The organism is Streptomyces sp. NPDC086519, from assembly GCF_040686075.1.
In the GTDB taxonomy this organism is placed as follows: domain Bacteria; phylum Actinomycetota; class Actinomycetes; order Streptomycetales; family Streptomycetaceae; genus Streptomyces; species Streptomyces shenzhenensis.
In genome coordinates this window covers 367401-388939 of sequence record NZ_JBFBJL010000001.1, presented here as the reverse complement: position 1 = coordinate 388939, position 21539 = coordinate 367401, and the positions used below count along the sequence as shown (strand labels likewise).

The 21539-nt window shown below is 71.8% G+C and carries 16 protein-coding genes; 7 read left to right on the top strand and 9 right to left on the bottom strand.

Features of this window, described 5'->3' with window-relative positions; genetic code table 11:
• Positions 1-61: 61 nt before the first annotated feature.
• Positions 62-2233 carry a helix-hairpin-helix domain-containing protein gene (locus AB0P24_RS01785; RefSeq protein WP_365789949.1) on the bottom strand — a complete coding sequence of 724 codons (2172 nt, stop codon included), beginning with the start codon at positions 2231-2233 and terminating at the stop codon, positions 62-64.
• Positions 2230-3213, bottom strand: a complete 984-nt coding sequence (locus AB0P24_RS01780; RefSeq protein ID WP_365789947.1) for an aldo/keto reductase — start codon at positions 3211-3213, stop codon at positions 2230-2232. Before AB0P24_RS01780 ends, AB0P24_RS01785 begins: the two co-directional genes overlap by 4 nt.
• Before the next feature lie 257 nt (positions 3214-3470).
• Between AB0P24_RS01780 and AB0P24_RS01775 the strand changes: the two genes are divergently transcribed.
• Positions 3471-4526: an LLM class F420-dependent oxidoreductase gene (locus AB0P24_RS01775; protein WP_365789945.1), complete on the top strand. Its 1056-nt coding sequence runs from the start codon at positions 3471-3473 to the stop codon at positions 4524-4526.
• Positions 4527-4749: 223 nt separating this feature from the next.
• A complete protein-coding gene (locus AB0P24_RS01770; protein WP_365789943.1) occupies positions 4750-5538 on the top strand; it encodes a ferritin-like domain-containing protein in 789 nt (262 codons plus the stop codon).
• A gap of 41 nt (positions 5539-5579) precedes the next feature.
• Here AB0P24_RS01770 and corA read toward each other — a convergent pair whose 3' ends face one another.
• Positions 5580-6584: a magnesium/cobalt transporter CorA gene (corA, locus tag AB0P24_RS01765; protein ID WP_365789941.1), complete on the bottom strand. Its 1005-nt coding sequence runs from the start codon at positions 6582-6584 to the stop codon at positions 5580-5582.
• A 62-nt stretch (positions 6585-6646) separates the two neighbouring features.
• On the opposite strand from corA, the gene AB0P24_RS01760 reads away from it, so the two are divergent.
• The 4 genes from AB0P24_RS01760 to mshC all read left to right on the top strand — a co-directional run bounded on the left by AB0P24_RS01760 (position 6647) and on the right by mshC (position 10127).
• Positions 6647-7333 (top strand): histidine phosphatase family protein, encoded by a 687-nt coding sequence (locus AB0P24_RS01760; RefSeq protein ID WP_365789939.1) that lies wholly within the window; start codon positions 6647-6649, stop codon positions 7331-7333.
• 102 nt (positions 7334-7435) lie between these two features.
• Positions 7436-8026: a DUF3090 domain-containing protein gene (locus AB0P24_RS01755; RefSeq protein ID WP_365789937.1), complete on the top strand. Its 591-nt coding sequence runs from the start codon at positions 7436-7438 to the stop codon at positions 8024-8026.
• Positions 7990-8805 carry an SCO1664 family protein gene (locus tag AB0P24_RS01750; protein WP_365789935.1) on the top strand — a complete coding sequence of 272 codons (816 nt, stop codon included), beginning with the start codon at positions 7990-7992 and terminating at the stop codon, positions 8803-8805. The genes AB0P24_RS01755 and AB0P24_RS01750 overlap by 37 nt, the downstream gene beginning before the upstream one ends.
• Positions 8806-8897: 92 nt before the next feature.
• Positions 8898-10127: a cysteine--1-D-myo-inosityl 2-amino-2-deoxy-alpha-D-glucopyranoside ligase gene (gene mshC / locus AB0P24_RS01745; RefSeq protein WP_365789933.1), complete on the top strand. Its 1230-nt coding sequence runs from the start codon at positions 8898-8900 to the stop codon at positions 10125-10127.
• A gap of 192 nt (positions 10128-10319) precedes the next feature.
• Here the strand turns inward: mshC and AB0P24_RS01740 are convergent, their stop codons facing one another.
• The 6 genes from AB0P24_RS01740 to AB0P24_RS01715 all read right to left on the bottom strand — a co-directional run bounded on the left by AB0P24_RS01740 (position 10320) and on the right by AB0P24_RS01715 (position 17611).
• A complete protein-coding gene (locus tag AB0P24_RS01740) occupies positions 10320-11348 on the bottom strand; it encodes a PAC2 family protein (RefSeq protein ID WP_365789931.1) in 1029 nt (342 codons plus the stop codon).
• A gap of 150 nt (positions 11349-11498) precedes the next feature.
• Positions 11499-12170, bottom strand: a complete 672-nt coding sequence (locus tag AB0P24_RS01735) for a FadR/GntR family transcriptional regulator (RefSeq protein ID WP_365789928.1) — start codon at positions 12168-12170, stop codon at positions 11499-11501.
• Positions 12171-12393: 223 nt separating this feature from the next.
• The gene (locus AB0P24_RS01730) at positions 12394-14010 is read right to left on the bottom strand and encodes a glycerol-3-phosphate dehydrogenase/oxidase (RefSeq protein WP_365789926.1); all 1617 of its coding nucleotides are present in this window, start codon (positions 14008-14010) and stop codon (positions 12394-12396) included.
• A gap of 53 nt (positions 14011-14063) precedes the next feature.
• Positions 14064-15602 (bottom strand): glycerol kinase GlpK, encoded by a 1539-nt coding sequence (gene glpK, locus AB0P24_RS01725; protein ID WP_365789924.1) that lies wholly within the window; start codon positions 15600-15602, stop codon positions 14064-14066.
• Between the two features lie 75 nt (positions 15603-15677).
• Positions 15678-16472, bottom strand: coding sequence for an MIP/aquaporin family protein (locus AB0P24_RS01720; RefSeq protein WP_365789922.1), 795 nt, complete (start codon positions 16470-16472; stop codon positions 15678-15680).
• A 374-nt stretch (positions 16473-16846) separates the two neighbouring features.
• Positions 16847-17611 (bottom strand): IclR family transcriptional regulator, encoded by a 765-nt coding sequence (locus AB0P24_RS01715; protein ID WP_365789920.1) that lies wholly within the window; start codon positions 17609-17611, stop codon positions 16847-16849.
• A 359-nt stretch (positions 17612-17970) separates the two neighbouring features.
• Here AB0P24_RS01715 and metH point away from each other — a divergent pair, with 359 nt between their 5' ends.
• Positions 17971-21486, top strand: coding sequence for a methionine synthase (gene metH, locus AB0P24_RS01710; protein WP_365789918.1), 3516 nt, complete (start codon positions 17971-17973; stop codon positions 21484-21486).
• Positions 21487-21539: the final 53 nt, after the last annotated feature.

The window sequence follows — 21539 nt, the reverse complement described above, 5'->3', positions numbered from 1 at the left end:
GCGGACGGGGATCGCGCGGCGCGGTCGGCTCGTGCCCGCGGGGAGCCGCCGGCGGAACCGGTCAGTTCGCCGCGGGCACCTGCGTCCTCAGCAGCAGCGGCAGGCGGGTCGTCCGGGGCTTCGGCAAGGTCTCGGCCACCGCCTTCGGCAGGGCCTGCTCCACGCCGTGGACCACCGACAGATGGCGCTCCGCCCGGCTGAACGCCGTGTACACCCAGGGGCGGCTCAGGGACTGGACCGCGTCGCCGGGCAGCACCACGACCGCCGCCGGCCAGCGGCTGCCCGCCGCCTGGTGAGCGGTCAGGGCCCAGCCGTGACGGACGGACTGCTCCACCCGCTCCTTGGGTACGACCACGGGCGCGCCCGCACACGACAGGTGCAGCCCGTCGGCGTCGGCCTTCACCACCTGACCCGGCACCGTACGGCCCGGTAGGGGGGAGTAGGCGATCCGGTCACCGGGGTCGAAGCCGCCGAAGCGGCCGGGGCCGGGATTGAGCCGTTCCTTGAGGGCCGCGTTGAGGGCGCGGGTGCCCGCCGCCCCGCCGTGGCCCGGGGTGATCACCACGGTCTGCTCGGCGGGGACGCCGATCGCGCGCGGGACGGAGTCGGCGACCAGCTGCACCGTCCGGTGCACCGCCTCGCCCGCGTCCCGCACCGGCACGATCACGACCTCCTTGCCGGGCGCCTCGACCTGGGTGAGCTCGCCGACGCCGATCCCGGAGACCAGCTCGCCGAGCGGGCCGGGGTCGGGCGTGCGGGAGGCGATCTGCGGGCACACGCGGGCCGCCAGCAGGTCGGCGAAGACCCGCCCGGGCCCTGCGGACCACAGCACCGCCGGGTCCCCGCTCAGCACCAGCCGGGCCCCGTCGGGCAGCGCCTCCACGAGCATCGCGGCGCCCTCCACGTCCAGCTGGGGCGCGTCCAGCACGATCAGCAGGTCGAGGTCCAGGGCGCCGTCCGCGTCCCGGCCGGGGCCCACGGCGCCGGACAGCAGGTCGGCCACGGTGCCGACGGCTCCTTCGGCGCCGGTGAGGCGCCGGCCGCCGTCGGGGGTGTGGGTGGCCGCGAAGGCGCGCAGTCCGGCAGCGCGGGCTGCGGTCAGCAGGGCCGCGGGTTCGGCGCGGGCCGCCTCGCCGCCGGTGTGCAGCACCAGGCCGTGCCCGGCGACCGCCCGCGCCAGCTCGGCCGCGCCGCCGGAGGCCGCCGCCGCGGCCGCCTCCCAGGGCCGGGAGTCGTCCTTGGCGAGTGCGCCGACGAGCCGGGCAAGACCGTCGGCGAGGCTCTCCTCGGCCAGCGCGTAGCGCTCCAGGGCGGCCAGGACCCGGACCGGCCGCTCCTCCTCGTCGTCCTCGGGCTCCGGGGCGCCCGGATCCAGGGCGTCCTGGAAGACCAGCGCCTCGCCCTCCGCGAGCGCGCTCTGCACGGCGGCCTCCGGGTCGGGCACCGCCCGCTGGGCCAGCGCGGCGGTGAGCGCCGGCATCTCCAGAGCGGTGTGCCCAGCCACGGCGGCCTGTTCGAGGAGCCAGCCGGTCACCGCCCGGCCGCGCCGCTCGTCGTCCGGAGCGCACTGGCCGCCGAGCAGCGCCCGCGCGAACCCGTCGGCCTGGTCCGGCCGTACGCCGGTGACCCGGAGCAGCTGCCAGGGGTCCTCCCGCAGCAGCGTGTCCGCGTCCTCGCCGAGGGCGGCGGCGACCTGGAGGGCGAGCGACTCGGGCGCGCCGCCGTCGGCCAGCACCCCGCGCACCGCGGTGACCGCCTCCGCCGCGGGCCCGCCGGGTCCGGCGGCCACGGCGGGCACCGCGGCGGCAGGCGTCGGCTGCGGCCGAGGGACGGCCTCGGGCTCGGGAGCCCGGCGCGGCTCCGGTTCCGGTGCCGCGAAGACGGTGGCCGCCGGCCTCTCGCCGCTCTCCACCGCCCGGATCGCCGCGAGCAGATCCGCCGCCGTCCCGCTGAGCTTGGTCCCGCTCTCGATCGGACCGGCCTTCTCGGCCTTCCGCCGCGCGATCCGCTCCCGCTCCACCCGCTGAGCGGCCAACTCGGCCTCGGCCTCGGACACCTGAGCCGCGCCTTCGCCCCGGTCCGCGCCGCCGGAGCCGGTCGCGCCGGACCCGGCGGTGTCCGTGTCGGCGGCCGCGACCGGGCCGGCGGTGAGGTGTGCGGCCTCTGTCGTCCCCCCGGCCGTCGTGCCCTCGTCGGCCTCGGGCTCGGCGCCCAGCCCCGGCTCCGTGCTCACAGCGTGCTCCAGTCGTGATCGGGATAGCGGTGCACAGGCGCCGACACGTCGTCGAGCGCCCGGCAGATCTCGTCAGGAAGACTAAGCGCCTCCACTGACAACGCCCCCGCGAGCTGCTGCGCGGTGCGCGCGCCGACGATCGGCGCGGCCACGCCCGGCCGGTCCCGCACCCACGCGAGCGCCACCTGGAGCGGGGTGACCGCGAGGCCGTCCGCCGCCGTCTGCACCGCGTCCACGATGCGGGTGGCGGTGTCGTCGAGGTACGGCTCGACGAACGGCGCCAGATGCTCGGAGGCGCCGCGCGAGTCCGGGGGAGTGGAGCGGCGGTACTTCGCGGTCAGCACGCCCCGGCCCAGCGGGGAGGACGGCAGCAGGCCGACGCCCAGGTCGAGGGCGGCGGGCAGCACCTCGCGCTCGATGCCGCGCTGGAGCAGCGAGTACTCCAGCTGCGTGCTGGCCAGCCGGGTGCGCGTGCCCGGCGCCGCGAGCTGCCAGGTCGCCGCCTTCGCCAGCTGCCAGCCGCAGAAGTTGGAGACCCCGGCGTACCGGGCGCGACCGCTGCCGACCGCCAGGTCGAGGGCCTGGAGGGTCTCCTCCAGCGGGGTGTCCGGGTCGTAGGCGTGCACGTGCCAGACGTCGACGTAGTCGGTGCCGAGGCGGGCGAGAGAGGCGTCCAGCGCGGCGAGCAGATGGCCGCGCGAGCCGTTGAAACGCCGGTCGGGGTCGGGGACGCTGCCCGCCTTCGTCGAGATGATCAGGTCCCGGCGCGGCACCAGCCCTTCCATCAGCTGCCCGAGCAGGTACTCGGCCTCGCCGTCGCCGTACACGTCCGCGGTGTCCACGAGGGTCCCGCCGGCCTCCCAGAACGCCTTCAGCATGTCCGCGGCGTCGTGCTCGTCGACGTCCCGGCCCCAGGTGAGGGTGCCGAGCCCGATCCGGGACACGCGCAGGCCGGTACGGCCGAGATGCCTCTGCTCCATGTCAGCCGACATTACTGGCCAGAGCTGGTGCGTTGGGTTGCCTGTGGACAACCGATTTCACAAGGCAGCGGAGCGTTGCGGGAGGCCGGAGCCGACCCGCCCAGGGGCGCGGGACAGTATCGATGTGCGGCTCCGCCGGGTGGGCCCGGCCGGCCCCGCCACCCGCGGCCGGACGCGAACCGATCCCCCCGTGCCGAAAGCCTCCGCGCTAAGGTCTCTCGCGACAGCGACGTTACTGATCGGTAAGGGGAACGGCCATGCAGCTCGGGATCAACCTCGGCTACTGGGGTGCCGGGATGGACGGGGACAATCTGGCCGTGGCGCAGGAGGCCGAGCGGCTCGGGTACGCCGTGTGCTGGGCCGCCGAGGCCTACGGCTCCGACGCCGCCACCGTGCTGAGCTGGGTCGCCGCCCAGACCGAGTGCATCGACGTCGGCTCGGCCATCTTCCAGATCCCGGCCCGGCAGCCGGCTATGACCGCGATGACCGCGGCGACCCTCGACTCCCTCTCCGGCGGCCGTTTCCGGCTCGGCCTCGGCGTCTCGGGGCCGCAGGTCTCCGAGGGCTGGTACGGCGTCAAGTTCGACAAGCCGCTCTCCCGCACCCGCGAGTACGTGGAGATCGTGCGCAGGGCGATGAGCCGGGAACGGCTGTCGTACGAGGGCGAGCACTGGACGCTGCCGCTGCCCGGCGGTCCCGGCAAGCCGATCAAGCTGACCGTGCACCCGGAGCGCGAGCACATCCCGGTCTACATCGCCGCCATCGGCCCGAAGAACCTGGAGCAGACCGGCGAGATCGCCGACGGCGCGCTGCTGATCTTCCCCTCCGCCGAGCACCTGGAGGAGACGGCGGTCAAGTACCTGCGCGCGGGGCGGGAGAAGGCGGGCGCGACCCTCGACGGGTTCGACATCTGCCCGACGCTGCCGCTCGCCGTCGGCGACGACAAGGACCTGGCCACCCTCGCCGACACCTTCCGGCCCTACACCGCGCTGTACGTCGGCGGCATGGGCAGCCGCAAGCAGAACTTCTACAACCAGCTCGCCCGGCGCATGGGCTACGAGCAGGAGGCCGCCGAGATCCAGGACAAGTACCTGTCCGGGGACAAGAACGGGGCCGCCGCGGCCGTACCGCAGGAGCTGATCGACCAGACCACGCTGCTCGGGTCCGTGGACCGGATCGCCGACCGGATGAAGGCCTACGCGGCCGCCGGGGTCACCACGCTCTCCCTCGCGCCCGCCGGCTTCGCCCTGGACGAGCGGCTCGCCTCGCTGCGGGCCGGCGCCGAGGCCCTGGAGCGCGCCGGGCTCGCGTGAGCGCCTGAGGAGAAGTCCGCGGCCGTGGTGGGGGCTCGGGGGGTCTTCCCCGCCACGGCCGCCACGCGGAACAACGCGCCGGGATCCCATGCGGTTACGCCCGCGGGGGCCTCGGTGCTCCTCCTTTCGGCCGAGCGTTCCCGCACCCCCTGTTGCAGTGACTTAGATGCGGCATTTGACTCGTTTTTGCGGGTTTGGTGAGTCCTCCAGAGAGGTGCCCACGTTGCTGTCGGCCAGGAGTCTGTTCCAGGAGATCCTCGACCACGACGAGTCCTTCCGGCTCTTCTGCTCCATCGCGGCCGACGGGGAGTCCCAGGGCGGCTGGGAGAACGGGCGGATCGCCGCGCTGGTACCGAAGAGCGAACGCGACCTGGCCGCCAAGATCACCCGCCACGGCGCCGACGAGGACAAGCACGGGCGCATCTTCCACGCCCTGCTCGGGAAGCGCGGGCTGACGCCCGTCGCGGTGCCGGCCGACACGGACTACACGATGATCCTGGAACGGCACGGCATCGGGCTCGCCCACCACCGGCTCCGGGCCGACCGGCCGCTCACCGTGCCGGACATCGTCACCTACCTCGCCCACAGCCGGGTCACCGAGCAGCGCGCCTCCGAGCAGATGGCGCTGTTGCGCCGGCACTTCGCCGACCACCCGGACGTGGGCCGCGCGGTGCGCATGATCTCCGGCGACGAGGACAACCACCTCGCCTACTGCCACGAGGAACTGCTGCGCCTGGCCGCCGCCGGGCACGGCCACGCCATCCAGCGCACGCTCCGCACGTGTGCCCTCGCCGAGATCCGCGTCTACCGGGACGTCAGCCTCGCCGTCATGGCCCACATGGGCCGCATCCTCGGCTGGCCGAAGGCCAAGTCCGCGCTCCTGGCGTCCGGCATCCACGCCGTCTACGCCTACGAACGCGCCGTCGGCTGGCGCCGCATGGTCTGCCTGCGGATGCCGGAGCGCCGCGACGCCCTGGGCGGCCCCGCGACCGCCGTCCCCGAGTTCGCCTGAGCCCGGCGGCCGCGCACGTCCCCGGCGGCCGTGACCGTCCCTCACATCCACCCGCGGCGCTTGAAGAGCCGGTACAGCACCGTCTCCAGGAACGCCATGATCATGATCACCGCCGGGTACGACCAGATCCAGTGCAGCTCGGGCATGTGGTCGAAGTTCATGCCGTAGATTCCCGCGATCATCGTCGGGACCGCGGCCATGGCCGCCCACGCCGAGATCTTCCGCATGTCGTCGTTCTGCCGCACGCTCATCTGCGCGAGATGGGCGCTCAGGACGTCCGACACCAGCCGGTCCAGGCCCTCCACGCTCTCGTTCACCCGCATCAGATGGTCGTTGACGTCCCGGAAGAACGGGCGGGCCGACTCCTGCACGAAGGGCACGGGCATACCGCTGCTGTACGAGCCCACCCCGGCCAGCTTGGTCATCGGCACGGCCAGCGGCACCGTCGCCCGCCGGAACTCCAGGATCTGCCGCTTGAAGGTGTAGATCCGCGACGCGGTGTGCCGGGAGCCGCCGGCGCTGGGCGAGAACACCTCGGTCTCCAGCTCCTCCAGGTCGTTCTGCAGTTCGGTCGCGACCTCCAGGTAGTGGTCCACGATCGCGTCGGAGATCGAGTACAGCACCCCCGTCGGCCCGTGCCTGAGCATCTCGTGCTGCTCCTCCAGATGCCGCCGGATGTCGCCGAGCGGCGACGGCGTCCCGTGGCGCACGGTCACCACGAAGGAGTCCCCGATGAAGATCATCAGCTCGCCGGAGGTCACCGTGTCGCTCTTCGGCTCGTAGGTGACCGGCTTCAGGACGACGAACAGCGAGTCGTCGTACACCTCCAGCTTGGGCCGCTGGTGGGCGCTCAGTGCGTCCTCGACGGCCAGCGGATGCAGCCCGAACTCGTCGGTGACCAGGTCGAACTCGCGCTCCGTCGGCTCGTACAGGCCGATCCACAGAAAGCTGTCGCCACGCGCGCGTGCCTCCGCGAGGGCGTCGGAGAAGTCCTGCGGTGTCTCGGTCCGTCCCCCGTCCCGGTAGATGGCGCAATCGACGATCACGGAGCGTATTCTCCTGTCGCCCGCCCACCTGCGCACTTCGGCGTGCGCCTACCCTGGGCCGCATGCCCACGCTGATCCTCGTAAGGCACGGACGCTCCACGGCCAACACCTCGGGTGTGCTGGCCGGCTGGACGCCGGGCGTCGCCCTCGACGAGCGGGGAGCCGCCCAGGCCGCCGCGCTGCCCGGCCGGCTCGCCGGGCTGCCGATCTCCGAGATCGTCACCAGCCCGCTGCAGCGCTGTCAGGAGACGGTCCGCCCCCTGCTCGACGCCCGCCCCGAACTCACCGCCCACACCGACGAGCGGATCGGGGAGGCCCACTACGGCGACTGGTCCGGCCGCAAGCTCGCCGAACTCAACGACGAACCGCTGATGGAGGTCGTCCAGGCCCATCCCTCGGCGGCCGCGTTCCCCGGCGGCGAGTCCATGCGGGCCATGCAGACCCGTGCCGCCGAGGCGGTACGCGAGTGGAACGCGCGCGTGGCGCGCGACCACGGTTCGGACGCCGTCTATCTCATGTGTTCGCACGGTGACATCATCAAATCCCTTGTCGCGGACGCGCTCGGCCTGCATCTCGACCTCTTCCAGCGGATCTCCGTCGAACCGTGTTCCATCACAGCGATCCGTTACACCCGCCTCAGGCCGTTTCTCGTTCGTCTCGGGGACACCGGGGATTTCGCCTCCCTTGCCCCCCGCGAGGAGCCTCCCGGGGAAGACGCCCCGGTCGGTGGCGGCGCCGGCGCGCCGTGATCGTCAGCCGCAGTAGGGTGAAGCGGTCCACGTAAGCGGCCCCCGGCCGTGTCGTCGCCCCCCCCGAAACCCACGCACTCTCGATTCCCATGGAGACAGGACGTGTCCCGTCAGGTGTTCCTCTACGATCCGCCGGACCGCTTCGTCGCAGGCACGGTCGGAATGCCCGGACGCCGTACGTTCTTCCTCCAGGCCACGGCCGGCCCCCGGACGACCAGCGTGGCCCTGGAGAAGACCCAGGTCGCCGCACTCGCCGAACGCATGGACGAACTCCTCGACGAGGTCGTGCGCCGCAGCGGCGGCAACGCGGCCGTGCCGGCCGTGGTACCCAACGAGGTCGCCGACACCGCCCCGCTGGACACCCCCATCGAGGAGGAGTTCCGCGTCGGCACCATGGCGCTCGCCTGGGACGGCGAGGAAGAGCGCATGATCGTCGAGGCGCAGGCCCTGGTGGAACTGGAGGCCGACTCCGAGGAGGACCTCGCCGAGGCCGAGGAGCGGCTCCTCCAGGACGAGGAGAACGGGCCCCCGATGCTGCGGGTCCGGCTGACCGGCGCGCAGGCCAGGGCCTTCGCCAAGCGCGCCCTCGACGTCGTCAACGCCGGGCGGCCGCCGTGCCCGCTGTGCAGCCTCCCGCTCGACCCGGAAGGACACGTATGTCCGCGCCAGAACGGATACCGCCGCGGAGCGTGACCGCCGCCGAACTGCTCGCCCACGGTGAGCTGAAGGTGCGCGGCCGCATCCGCGACGCCTCCAACGCGGCGCTGTTCTGCACGGTCGCGCACGACGGCCAGGAGGCGTCCTGTGTCTACAAGCCGGTCGCCGGGGAGCGCCCGCTGTGGGACTTCCCCGACGGCACCCTCGCGCAGCGCGAGGTGGCCGCCTACGAGGTCGCCGCGGCCACCGGCTGGGACCTGGTCCCGCCCACCGTGCTGCGCGACGGCCCGTACGGCGAGGGCATGGTCCAGCTGTGGATCGACGTGTCCCCCGACGCCGCCGACCTGCTCGCCCTGGTCGACGCGGAGGAACCGGAGCCCGGCTGGAAGGCCATCGGGTTCGCCGACGTCGGCGACGGCAGGACGGCCCTGCTGGTGCACGCCGACGACGAACGGCTGCGCCGGCTCGCCGTCCTCGACGCCGTCGTCAACAACGCCGACCGCAAGGGCGGCCACCTGCTGCCCACCGCCGACGGCCGCCTGTACGGCATCGACCACGGCGTCACCTTCAACGTCGACAACAAGCTGCGCACCCTGCTGTGGGGCTGGGCGGGGGAGGACCTGACCGGCGACGCCGTCGAAGTCCTCAGGAAGCTGCGCGAGGCCCTCGGCGGGCCGCTGGGGACCCGGCTGGCCGAGCTGATCACCGCGGCCGAACTGGACGCCACACGCGCGCGTGTCGAGACGTTGCTCACCACCGGGAAGCACCCGGAACCGAGCGGCGAGTGGCCGGCCATCCCCTGGCCGCCCGTATAGCCCTCACCAGCACACTCCGGCCCCGAGATCAAGAGCGCCTTCCCGGTCGTCCGGTTCGTATACCGAACTCGGGTCCGGTTACGCTCATGTACATGCATGCCTGGCCCGCTTCCGAGGTCCCCGCCCTGCCTGGTCAGGGCCGCGACCTGAGGATCCACGACACCGCGACCGGCGGTCCCGTCACCCTCGACCCCGGTCCCGTCGCCCGTATCTACGTCTGCGGCATCACGCCGTACGACGCGACCCACATGGGGCACGCGGCGACCTACAACGCGTTCGACCTGGTTCAGCGCGTGTGGCTCGACACCAAGCGGCAGGTGCACTACGTCCAGAACGTGACGGACGTCGACGACCCGCTCCTGGAGCGCGCGGAGCGGGACGGCGTCGACTGGGTCGCCCTCGCCGAGAAGGAGACGGCCCTCTTCCGCGAGGACATGACCGCTCTCCGGATGCTGCCGCCGCGGCACTACATAGGCGCGGTCGAGGCCATACCCGGCATCGTGCCGCTGGTCGAGCGGCTGCGCGAACTCGGCGCGGCCTACGAACTCGAAGGCGACATCTACTTCTCCGTCGAGGCCGACCCGAACTTCGGCAAGGTCTCGAACCTCGACGCGGCCGCCATGCGGCTGCTCTCGGCCGAACGCGGCGGCGACCCCGACCGCCCCGGCAAGAAGAACCCCCTCGACCCGATCCTGTGGATGGCCGCCCGCGAGGGCGAACCGAGCTGGGACGGCGGCTCCCTCGGCCGCGGCCGCCCCGGCTGGCACATCGAGTGCGTGGCGATCGCCCTCGACCACCTCGGCATGACCTTCGACGTCCAGGGCGGCGGCTCCGACCTGGCCTTCCCGCACCACGAGATGGGCGCCTCGCACGCCCAGGTGCTCACCGGCGAGTTCCCGATGGCCAAGGCGTACGTCCACGCCGGCATGGTCGCCCTCGACGGCGAGAAGATGTCCAAGTCCAGGGGCAACCTGGTCTTCGTCTCCCAGCTCCGCCGGGACGGCGTCGACCCGGCCGCCATCCGCCTCGCCCTCCTCGCCCACCACTACCGCGCCGACTGGGAGTGGACCGACCAGGTCCTGCGGGACGCCGAGGAACGCCTCACCCGCTGGCGCACGGCGGTCTCCCGCCCGGACGGCCCGCCCGCCGACTCCCTGGTGGAGGAGATCCGCGAGGCCCTGAGCAACGACCTGGACGCCCCGGCGGCACTGGCGGCGGTGGACCGCTGGGCGGCCGTGCAGGAGGAACAGGGCGGCACGGACACGGGCGCGCCCGGGGTCGTGTCGCGAGCGGTGGACGCCCTGCTGGGCGTGGCCCTGTAAGGCCGACGCCGGCACCCCCGCGCCCCGAGGGGCGCGGGGCCGTGTCGACGTGCGGCTGCGCCGCGTGGGCGCGATCAGCCCTTCCACCGGCACAAGGCCGGCACGCGACGCGCACCGCCGACCGTCACGGCGGTCGACGTCTGAGGCACGGCACGACGAAGGGGCGGTACGCACCGCGCATACCGCCCCTGTTCAGTCCTCGGAGGTGTCCTCGCCGTCCGACCCCTGGTCCCCGGCGTCGCCGGTCCCCCCGGAGTTCTCGGCGCTCCCGGGCGTGTCGGGCTTCGGCGGCCTCGGCGGCCGGGTCCGGCCGCCGGGGTTGTCCCGCAGGTACGACGGGGTGTCGCCGCCGTCCGCCGTGGCGTGACCGCCGGGCGGGCTCACGTCCCGGCGCCGCAGGTAGCGCTCGAACTCACGGGCGATCGCCTCACCCGACGCCTCCGGCAGCTCGGCGGTGTCCCGGGCCTCCTCCAGCGTCTGCACGTACTCGGCGACCTCGCTGTCCTCCGCGGCCAGCTGGTCCACCCCGACCTGCCAGGCACGCGCGTCCTCGGGCAGCTCGCCGAGCGGGATCCGCAGGTCGAGCAGGTCCTCCAGCCGGTTCAGCAGCGCCAGCGTGGCCTTCGGGTTGGGCGGCTGGGAGACGTAGTGCGGGACCGCGGCCCAGAGCGAGACCGCCGGGACGCCCGCGTGCGTGCACGCCTCCTGGAGGACGCCGACGATGCCCGTCGGGCCCTCGTACTTGGTCTCCTCCAGGTCCATCCGCTGCGCCAGGTCCGAGTCCGAGGTGACGCCGCTGACCGGCACCGGACGCGTGTGCGGGGTGTCGCCGAGCAGCGCGCCCAGCACGACCACCAGCTCGACGCCCAGCTCGTGGGCGAAGCCGAGCAGTTCGTTGCAGAACGAGCGCCAGCGCATGGACGGCTCGATGCCTCTGACCAGCACCAGGTCGCGCGGCTTGTCGCCGCCGACCCGGACCACCGACAGCCGTGTCGTCGGCCAGGTGATCTTGCGCACACCGCCGTCCATCCACACCGTGGGGCGGTTCACCTGGAAGTCGTAGTAGTCCTCGGCGTCGAGCGCCGCGAACACCTCGCCCTTCCACTCCCGCTCCAGATGCGCGACCGCGGTGGAGGCGGCGTCGCCGGCATCGTTCCACCCTTCGAACGCGGCCACCATGACTGGGTCGATCAGCTCGGGAACCCCCTCCAGCTCGATCACCCAGCGCCTCCTTCCGACGTGCCCTCGCGTACGCCCCAACCTTACGGCGTGAGGCGGGGGCGACCGCAGCCCCCTTGCACGGGGGAGTGAACGGATCACTGCCCCGTTCGCCGCCCTCGAACACCCTTGATCCAGGGAAGCCGAAGCGCCTCACAGACTGCTGCGCAGCCACTGCTCCACGCTCGCGATGTGCACGGTCGCCCAGGACCGGGCCGCCTCCGCGTCCCGGTCGCGCAGCGCGGCCAGGATCGCCCGGTGCTCCCGCAGGGTCCGGGCGACCGCGTCCTCCTGGGTCAGGCCGCGCCAGATCCGGGCCCGGGTGGTCGGCCCCGACAGCCCGTCAAGCAGGGAGCACAGCACCGAGTTTCCCGAGCTCTGCACGATGCCCCGGTGGAACTCCAGGTCACAGGCGACCAGTTCCTCCACCGAGGGCGCGGCGCCGAGCGCGTCCAGCTGGGCGTCCAGCGCGTCCAGTTGCTGTTCGCTGATCCGGGAGGCGGCCATCGCGGTCGCGGCCGGCTCCAGGATCCGGCGCACCGCGAGGAACTCCAGGACCGTGTCGTCACGGTGGAAGTCGACGACGAAGCTCATCGCCTCCAGCAGCAACTGCGGGTCCAGGCTGGTGACATACGTGCCGTCGCCCTGCCGGACGTCCAGGATCCGGATCAGCGACAGGGCCCGTACCGCCTCCCGCAGCGAGTTGCGGGACAGGCCCAGTTCGGCGGCGAGCTCGCTCTCCTTGGGCAGCCGGTCCCCGGGGCGCAGCGCACCGGAGACGATCATGTCCTTGATCTTCTCGATCGCCTCATCGGTGACTGCCATACCGGTCTCCCTGTCACTCAGACATCCGATGTCTCAGTCACATTATGCGGCCCGGCCAGGCGTCCGCGGCACGCGTGGGGGGCGGCTCCCCAGGGGAGGGGAGCCGCCCCCTTCGCAGACCCGTCCCCGGTACGGCGGGGCCGGGGCCTCAGCGGGTGCCGGGTGGTCGGGGAGGACCCGGCACACCGCCCGTATCGCGTGGTCCTTCGGCGAGCCCGGCGGGCTACTTCCTGTCGAGCAGGTCCTGGACCTTGGCCCGGACGTCGTCCGTGGCCAGGCCGCGGATCGTCAGGGTGGTACGGCGGCGCAGCACGTCGTCCGCGGTCTCGGCCCACTCGTGGTCGCGGGCCCAGACGACCTGCGCCCAGATCTCCGGGGCGTCCGGGTGGACGCGCTCGGCGAGCCGCGGGTCCTCGTTGGCGATACGGGCGATGTCGAAGGCCAGCGAGCCGTAGTGGGTGGCCAGGTGCTTGGCGGTGTCGGCGGCCATCCGCGGGCCCGGGGCCGGGTTGTCCACCAGCAGTCGGTGGGCGACGGCACGGGGGTTGGCGACGCCGGGCAGCGGCAGCTTCTTCGGCAGCGCGGAGATCGGCTCGAAGTCGTCGCCCAGCGGGTGGCCCGGCAGCGCCTCCAGCTTCTCCATGACCGTACGGCCGATGTGCCGGAAGGTGGTCCACTTGCCGCCCGCGACGGACAGCATGCCGCCCCTGCCCTCGGTGACCACGGTCTCCCGCTTGGCCTTGGCGGTGTCACCGGGGCCGCCCGGCAGCACCCGCAGGCCGGCGAAGGCGTAGGTGATCAGGTCGCGCCTGAGTTGCTGGTCCCGGACGGAGAACGCGGCCTCGTCCAGGATCTGGGCTATGTCCTGATCGGTGACGGAGACGTCCGCCGGGTCGCCCTCGTACTCCTCGTCGGTGGTGCCGAGCAGCAGCATGTCCTCCCAGGGGAGGGCGAAGGTGATCCGGTACTTGTCGATCGGGGTGGCCAGCGCGGCCTTCCAGGGGGAGGTCCGCTTCAGCACCAGGTGCGCGCCCTTGGAGAGGCGGATGGACGGGGCCGCGTTCGGGTCCTCCATCCGGCGCAGGTGGTCGACCCAGGGGCCGGTCGCGTTGAGCACCAGGCGGGCGTTGACGCCGAACTCCTCGCCGGAGACCGCGTCCTTCAGGTCGGCGCCGGTCACCCGGCCCCTGGTGAAGCGCAGCCCGGTGACCTGGGCGTGGTTGAGGACGACCGCGCCCGCCTCGACGGCCGCGCGGACCGTCATCAGCGCCATGCGCGCGTCGTTCATCTGGTCGTCGCCGTACACCGCGACGGCCTTGAGGTTCTCGGTACGCAGCTCCGGGACGTCCCGCTGCGCCCGGGCGGGCGAGAGCAGGTGACCGACGCCGTCACCGAACGCGGAGAGCGCGGAGTAGGCGAACACGCCCGCCCCGAGCTTCGCCGCGCCGTGCGGCCCGCCCCTGTACACGGGGAGGTAGAACGTGAGCGGGTTCGCCAGGTGGGGGGCCACCTGGCGGGAGACCGCACGGCGCTCGAAGTGGTTCTCCGCCACCAGCTTCACCGCGCCGGTCTGAAGGTAGCGCAGACCGCCGTGGAGGAGCTTGGACGAGGCGGAGGAGGTGGCGCCGGCGAAGTCGCCGGCGTCGACCAGTGCCACCCTGAGCCCGGACTGCGCGGCGTGCCAGGCGGTGGAGATGCCCAGGATGCCGCCGCCGATCACGAGAAGGTCGTACGACGCCTTGGAGAGCTGCTCCCTGGTCTCGGCCCGGCTCGGGTTGGAGCCGGAGGCCGGGTGGGTACCGAGGGCAGGCACGGACTGCAGGGTGGACTGACTGGTCATGTGGGGTTCTTACTCCTCGTCAGAGCTCGATCGTGAGAGCGTGCGCGCCCTCGTCAGCTCTCGTCGTCGATCCAGCCCATGGTCCGGTCGACGGCCTTGAGCCAGTTCTTGTACTCACGGTCGCGGGTCTCCGCGTCCATGCGGGGGGTCCACTCCGCGGCCCGGCGCCAGTTCGCGCGCAGCTCGTCGGTGCTGGACCAGAAGCCGACGGCGAGGCCGGCGGCGTAGGCGGCGCCGAGGCAGGTGGTCTCGGCGACCATCGGGCGCACCACGGGTGCGTCGAGGACGTCGGCGAGGGTCTGCATCAGCAGGTTGTTGGCGGTCATGCCGCCGTCGACCTTGAGGGCCACCAGTTCGTCGCCGGAGTCCTTCACCATGGCGTCCGCGATCTCGCGGGTCTGCCAGGCGGTGGCCTCCAGGACCGCGCGGGCCAGGTGCGCCTTGGTGACGTACCGGGTCAGGCCGGCGATGACACCGCGGGCGTCGGAGCGCCAGTGCGGGGCGAAGAGTCCGGAGAAGGCCGGCACGAAGTAGGCGCCGCCGTTGTCCTCGACCGAGAGCGCGAGGGTCTCGATCTCGGCCGCGGTGGAGATCAGGCCCATCTGGTCGCGCATCCACTGCACCAGCGAGCCGGTGACGGCGATCGAACCCTCCAGCGCGTACACGGTCGGCTGGTCGCCGATCTTGTAGCCGACCGTGGTCAGCAGGCCCGCGTAGGAGTTGATGATCTTGTCGCCGGTGTTCATCACCATGAAGGTGCCGGTGCCGTAGGTCGACTTGGTCTCGCCCTCGGAGAAGCAGGTCTGGCCGAACAGGGCCGCCTGCTGGTCGCCGAGCGCGGAGGCGACCGGGATGCCGCCGAGCAGCTCGCCGAGCGGTCCGCCGGTGACCTCGCCGTAGACCTCGGCGGAGGAGCGGATCTCGGGGAGGATCCGCAGCGGCACGCCGATGGACTCGGCGATCTTCTCGTCCCACTGCGTGGTGTGCAGGTTCATGAGAAGGGTGCGGGAGGCGTTGGTCACGTCGGTGACGTGCTTGCCGCCGTTGACACCGCCGGTCAGGTTCCAGATGACCCAGGTGTCCATGGTGCCGAAGAGGATGTCGCCCGCCTCGGCGCGCTCCTTGAGGCCGTCGACGTGGTCGAGCAGCCAGCGGGCCTTGGGGCCGGCGAAGTAGGAGGCCAGCGGCAGGCCGGTCTCGCGGCGGAAGCGGTCCTGACCGACGTTGCGGCCGAGCTCGCGGCAGAGGGCGTCGGTGCGGGTGTCCTGCCAGACGATGGCGTTGTGGACGGGCTCACCGGTGTTCTTGTCCCACAGCACGGTGGTCTCGCGCTGGTTGGTGATGCCGATGGCCTTGATGTCGTCGCGGGTGATGCCGGCCTTCTGGATGGCCCCGGCGACGACTTCCTGGACGTTGGTCCAGATCTCGTTGGCGTTGTGCTCGACCCAGCCCGGCTTCGGGAAGATCTGCTCGTGCTCCTTCTGGTCGACCGAGACGATCCGGCCGTCCCGGTCGAAGACGATGCAGCGGCTGGAGGTCGTGCCCTGGTCGATCGCGGCGATGAAGGGTCCTGCGGTGTGGGCGTCGGTCACTGTGTGCTCCTCAAAGATCCGTGGTGTGTGGCGGTACGTCTGTCTACGTCTGCTTCTTCGGCGGGGCCTGACGCTCTAGGCGAAGGCGACGTTGTAGAGGCCCGCGGCTATGGCTCCGCCGATCAGCGGGCCGACCACCGGGATCCAGGCGTAGCTCCAGTCGGAACCACCCTTGTTGGGCAGGGGGAGGAGCGCGTGCACGATGCGCGGGCCGAGGTCACGGGCCGGGTTGATGGCGTAGCCCGTCGGGCCGCCGAGCGAGAGACCGATCGAGACGACCACGAGCGCGGTGATCAGGCCGCCCAGCACGCCGAGTCCGTTGCCCTTGTCGTTGAGGCCCTGGGTGAGGACGGCGAGGATCAGCACGACGGTGCCGATGATCTCCGTGGCGAGGTTCTGCACCGCGTTGCGGATCTCCGGGCCGGTGGAGAAGATGCCGAGCACCGGGCCGGCGCCCGTCTCCTGGGCCTCGACGGCCTTGGCCTCGGTGGCCTGCGCGCCCGGACCGCCGACGATCTCCTTGTCGGTCAGGTGGGCGTGGAACTGGCCGTAGTAGGCGACCCACACCAGGGCCGCGCCGATCATCGCGCCGAGCAGCTGTCCGGCGAAGTAGACCGGGACGTTGCTCCAGTCGCTGTTCTTGATGGCGAGAGCGACGGTTACGGCCGGGTTGAGGTGGGCACCGGACAGGGGTCCGGAGATGTAGACGGCCGTCATGACGGCGAAGCCCCAACCGAAGGCGATGGCGAGCCAGCCGGCGTTACGGGCCTTGGAGGCCTTGAGCGTGACGGCGGCGCAGACGCCACCGCCGAGCAGGATGAGAACGGCGGTACCGATGGTCTCGCCGATGAAGATGTCGGAGCTGGACACCCGCGACTCCTTTGTCCTTCGTCCAGGGAAGCCGAACCCCGAGTCCCTTCGGGGTGTTGGCGCCCTCAGGGGTGAGAGCGATGTCGGCCTTTGGCGTTGTCACACTCTAGCGCGTATTGCCGGTAGGTGTTCGACAATGCCGACCGATGGACGGGAGTCTCGCTCCGGCGTTACATGTGCGTCAAGAGTTCTGTTATCGAAAGCGCGATCGTTATTGATTGCTGTGGCTTGTCGGTGAGACGGGTCGTCCGCCGGGTGTCCTGCGGTAACTGCACTGATCTGCACTTTTGCCCTGTTATGTCCATATCAGGGTACGACTGAGGCCGGTCCGCCGACACGCGAACCGGCCTCGGCCGTCGATCAGTGGCGCGCGGTCAGAACCGGCCCGCGCCCAGGTCCCGCGACACCGCACGGGCGCAGTCCCGCACCGCCGCGATCAGGTCGGGCCGCACCTCCCCGTCCTTGCAGAGCCGCTCCACCGCGCCCGTGATGCCCACCGCGCCCACCGGCATGCGGCGGCGGTCGTGGATCGGGGCCGCGACCGAGGCCACGCCCTCCCAGGTCTCCTCCACGTCGGCCGCGTACCCGCGCGCCCGCGTGATGTCAAGGATGTGTTCGAAGGCGTCCAGGTCGCAGGTGGTGCGGTCGGTGAAGGGTTTGCGGTCGGCCTCCAGGGCCTCGCTGTGCGCCACCGGGTCGTACGCCGACAGCACCTTGCCCAGCGCCGTGGAGTGCAGCGGCTGCATGGCGCCGATCTCCAGCACCTGCCGGCTGTCGTCGGGCCGGAAGACGTGGTGCACGATCAGCACGCCCTGCTGGTGCAGCACGCCCAGGTAGACGCTCTCCCCGCTGGAGCGGGCCAGGTCGTCCGTCCACACCAGGGCCCGCGCCCGCAGCTCGTGGATGTCCAGGTAGGTGGTGCCCAGCCGGAGCAGCTCGGCGCCCAGCTGATAGCGCCCCGAGGCGTCGTCCTGCTCGACGAACCCCTCCTGCTGGAGGGTGCGCAGGATGCCGTGGGCGGTGCCCTTGGCGAGACCCAGTGACGAGGCGATGTCCGACAGCCCGAGCCGTCGCTCGCCGCCCGCGAGCAGCCGCAGCATCGCGGCCGCCCGTTCGAGCGACTGGATGTTCCGTGCCATCGCCGTTCTGCCTCCGTTCCCGGTGACCCTCACCGTCACGACGCCGTAACCGTCGTTCGGCAATGTCGAACACTACCGGTCCATGTCGACTCTCCGCTAATGGTCGGTCGACATCCGTTACTTCGCGTGTGGCCGGTCTTGGGTGCCCGGCCGCACAGGTCCGCCCCGCACGATGGCCTGTGAGCGGCCGAAACGCCATGGTGGGCGTCATACTGCCCGCCCCGCGGCTCACTCGTCCGCCACGTGGACGCCCTGCCCATCCAAGCCCACTCCCGGCTAGGCTGGCGCGGTGCGTCCACAGCCGGGTCCGCCCGGGGAAACCGCATAGCCGACAGCCGTCGCATCCAAGGGAGCCCTTCATGGCCTCGTTGCCGCCGTCCCCCTCCGCCGACAGCCGGACCCGGGTGTCCGCGCTCCGGGAGGCGCTCGCCACACGTGTGGTGGTCGCCGACGGAGCCATGGGCACCATGCTCCAGGCGCAGGACCCGACCCTGGAGGACTTCGAGAATCTCGAAGGCTGCAACGAGATCCTCAACCTCACCCGCCCGGACATCGTGCGTTCGGTCCACGAGGCCTACTTCTCCGTGGGCGTCGACTGCGTCGAGACCAACACCTTCGGGGCCAACCACGCGGCCATGGCGGAGTACGACATCGCCGACCGCGTCCACGAACTGTCCGAGGCCGGTGCCCGCATCGCCCGCGAGGTCGCCGACGACTTCACCGCCCGCGACGGCCGCCAGCGCTGGGTCCTGGGCTCCATCGGCCCCGGCACCAAGCTGCCGACCCTCGGCCATGTGCCGTACGTCACCATCCGCGACGGCTTCCAGCGGAACGCCGAGGGCCTGCTCGCCGGGGGCGCCGACGCCCTGATCGTCGAGACCACCCAGGACCTGCTCCAGACCAAGGCCTCCGTGCTCGGCGCCCGCCGCGCCATGGCGGCCCTCGGCACCGAGGTCCCCCTCTTCGTCTCCATGGCCTTCGAGACCACCGGCACCATGCTGCTGGGCTCCGAGATCGGGGCCGCGCTGACCGCGCTGGAGCCGCTCGGCATCGACATGATCGGCCTGAACTGCTCGACCGGCCCCGCCGAGATGAGCGAGCACCTGCGCTACCTCACCCGGCACTCGCGCATTCCGCTGCTGTGCATGCCCAACGCCGGTCTGCCGGTCCTCACCAAGGACGGCGCCCACTTCCCGCTCGGCCCCGAGGGGCTGGCCGACGCACAGGGCAACTTCGTCCGCGACTACGGTCTCTCCCTCATCGGCGGCTGCTGCGGCACCACCCCCGAGCACCTGCGCCAGGTCGTCGACCGGGTCCGGGGCGTCACCCCGCCCGAGCGCAGCCCGCGCCCCGAGCCCGGCGCCGCCTCCCTCTACCAGACCGTGCCGTTCCGCCAGGACACCTCCTACCTGGCCATCGGCGAGCGCACCAACGCCAACGGCTCCAAGAAGTTCCGCGAGGCCATGCTGGCGGCCCGCTGGGACGACTGTGTGGAGATGGCCCGCGAGCAGATCCGCGAGGGCGCCCACATGCTGGACCTGTGCGTGGACTACGTCGGCCGGGACGGCGTCGCCGACATGGAGGAACTGGCCGGCCGCTTCGCGACTGCCTCCACGCTGCCGATCGTCCTCGACTCCACCGAGGTCGACGTCATCCGGGCCGGCCTGGAGAAGCTCGGCGGCCGCGCGGTCATCAACTCCGTCAACTACGAGGACGGCGACGGCCCCGAGTCCCGGTTCGCGAAGGTCACCGCGCTCGCCCGCGAGCACGGCGCCGCGCTGATCGCGCTCACCATCGACGAGGAGGGCCAGGCCCGCACCCCGGAGAAGAAGGTCGAGATCGCCGAACGGCTGATCGACGACCTGACCGGGAACTGGGGCATCCACGAGTCGGACATCCTCATCGACACCCTGACCTTCACCATCTGTACCGGTCAGGAGGAGTCCCGCAAGGACGGCATCGCCACCATCGAGGCGATCCGCGAGCTCAAGCGCCGCCACCCGGACGTCCAGACCACCCTCGGCCTGTCCAACATCTCCTTCGGCCTCAACCCGGCCGCCCGCATCCTGCTGAACTCCGTCTTCCTCGACGAATGCGTCAAGGCCGGCCTGGACTCGGCGATCGTGCACGCCAGCAAGATCCTGCCGATCGCCCGCTTCAGCGAGGAGGAGGTGCAGACCGCCCTCGACCTCATCCACGACCGCCGCGCCGAGGGCTACGACCCGCTCCAGAAGCTCATGCAGCTCTTCGAGGGCGCCACCGCCAAGTCGCTGAAGGCCGGCAGGGCCGAGGAACTGGCCGCCCTCCCGTTGGAGGAGCGGCTCAAGCGCCGCATCATCGACGGCGAGCGCAACGGCCTGGAAGCCGACCTCGACGAGGCCCTGCGGACCCGCCCGGCGCTCGACATCGTCAACGAGACCCTGCTGGACGGCATGAAGGTCGTCGGCGAGCTGTTCGGCTCCGGCCAGATGCAACTGCCCTTCGTCCTGCAGTCCGCCGAGGTCATGAAGGCCGCGGTCGCGCACCTCGAACCGCACATGGAGAAGTCGGACGCCGAGGGCAAGGGCACCATCGTGCTGGCCACCGTGCGCGGCGACGTCCACGACATCGGCAAGAACCTCGTCGACATCATCCTGTCCAACAACGGCTACAACGTGGTCAACCTCGGCATCAAGCAGCCCGTCTCCGCGATCCTGGAGGCCGCCGAAGAGCACAGGGCCGACGTCATCGGCATGTCCGGTCTGCTCGTCAAGTCCACGGTGATCATGAAGGAGAACCTGGAGGAGCTCAACCAGCGCGGCCTGGCGGCCGCCTACCCGGTCATCCTCGGCGGCGCCGCCCTCACCCGCGCCTACGTCGAGCAGGACCTGTACGAACTCTACGAGGGCGAGGTCCGCTACGCCCGCGACGCCTTCGAGGGCCTGCGCCTGATGGACGCCCTCATCGGTGTCAAGCGCGGCATGCCCGGCGCCGTCCTCCCGGAGCTCAAGCAGCGCAGGGTCCGGCCCACCGCCGTCGTCGAGGCCGAGGAGCGGCCCGAGGAGGGTCACGTCCGCTCCGACGTCGCCGTCGACAACCCGGTGCCCACCCCGCCGTTCTGGGACACCCGCGTCATCAAGGGCATCCAGCTCAAGGAGTACGCGAGCTGGCTCGACGAGGGCGCCCTCTTCAAGGGCCAGTGGGGCCTCAAGCAGGCCCGCACCGGCGAGGGACCCTCCTACGAGGAACTCGTCGAGACCGAGGGCCGCCCCCGGCTGCGCGGCCTCCTCGACCAGCTCCAGACGGAGAACCTGCTGGAAGCGGCCGTGGTCTACGGCTACTTCCGCTGCGTCTCCAAGGACGACGACCTGATCATCCTCGACGAACAGGGCAACGAGCGCACCCGCTTCACCTTCCCGCGCCAGCGCCGCGGCCGCCGGCTCTGCCTCGCCGACTTCTTCCGGCCGGAGGAGTCGGGGGAGACGGACGTGGTCGGCATGCAGGTCGTCACCGTCGGCTCCCGCATCGGCGAGCGGACCGCCAAGCTGTTCGAGGCCAACTCCTACCGCGACTACCTCGAACTGCACGGCCTGTCCGTCCAGCTCGCCGAGGCCCTCGCCGAGTACTGGCACGCGCGCGTGCGCTCCGAACTGGGCTTCGCCGGCGAGGACCCGGGCGACATCCAGGACATGTTCGCCCTGAAGTACCGGGGTGCCCGCTTCTCCCTCGGCTACGGCGCCTGCCCGAACCTGGAGGACCGCGCCAAGATCGCCGACCTGCTCCAGCCGGAGCGGATCGGCGTCCGCCTCTCCGAGGAGTTCCAGCTGCATCCCGAGCAGTCCACGGACGCGATCGTGATCCACCACCCGGAGGCGAAGTACTTCAACGCACGGTGAGGCGTCCGATGCGGTGTGCGGCGCGCCGAGACGCGCGCCGCACAGCGCACTGA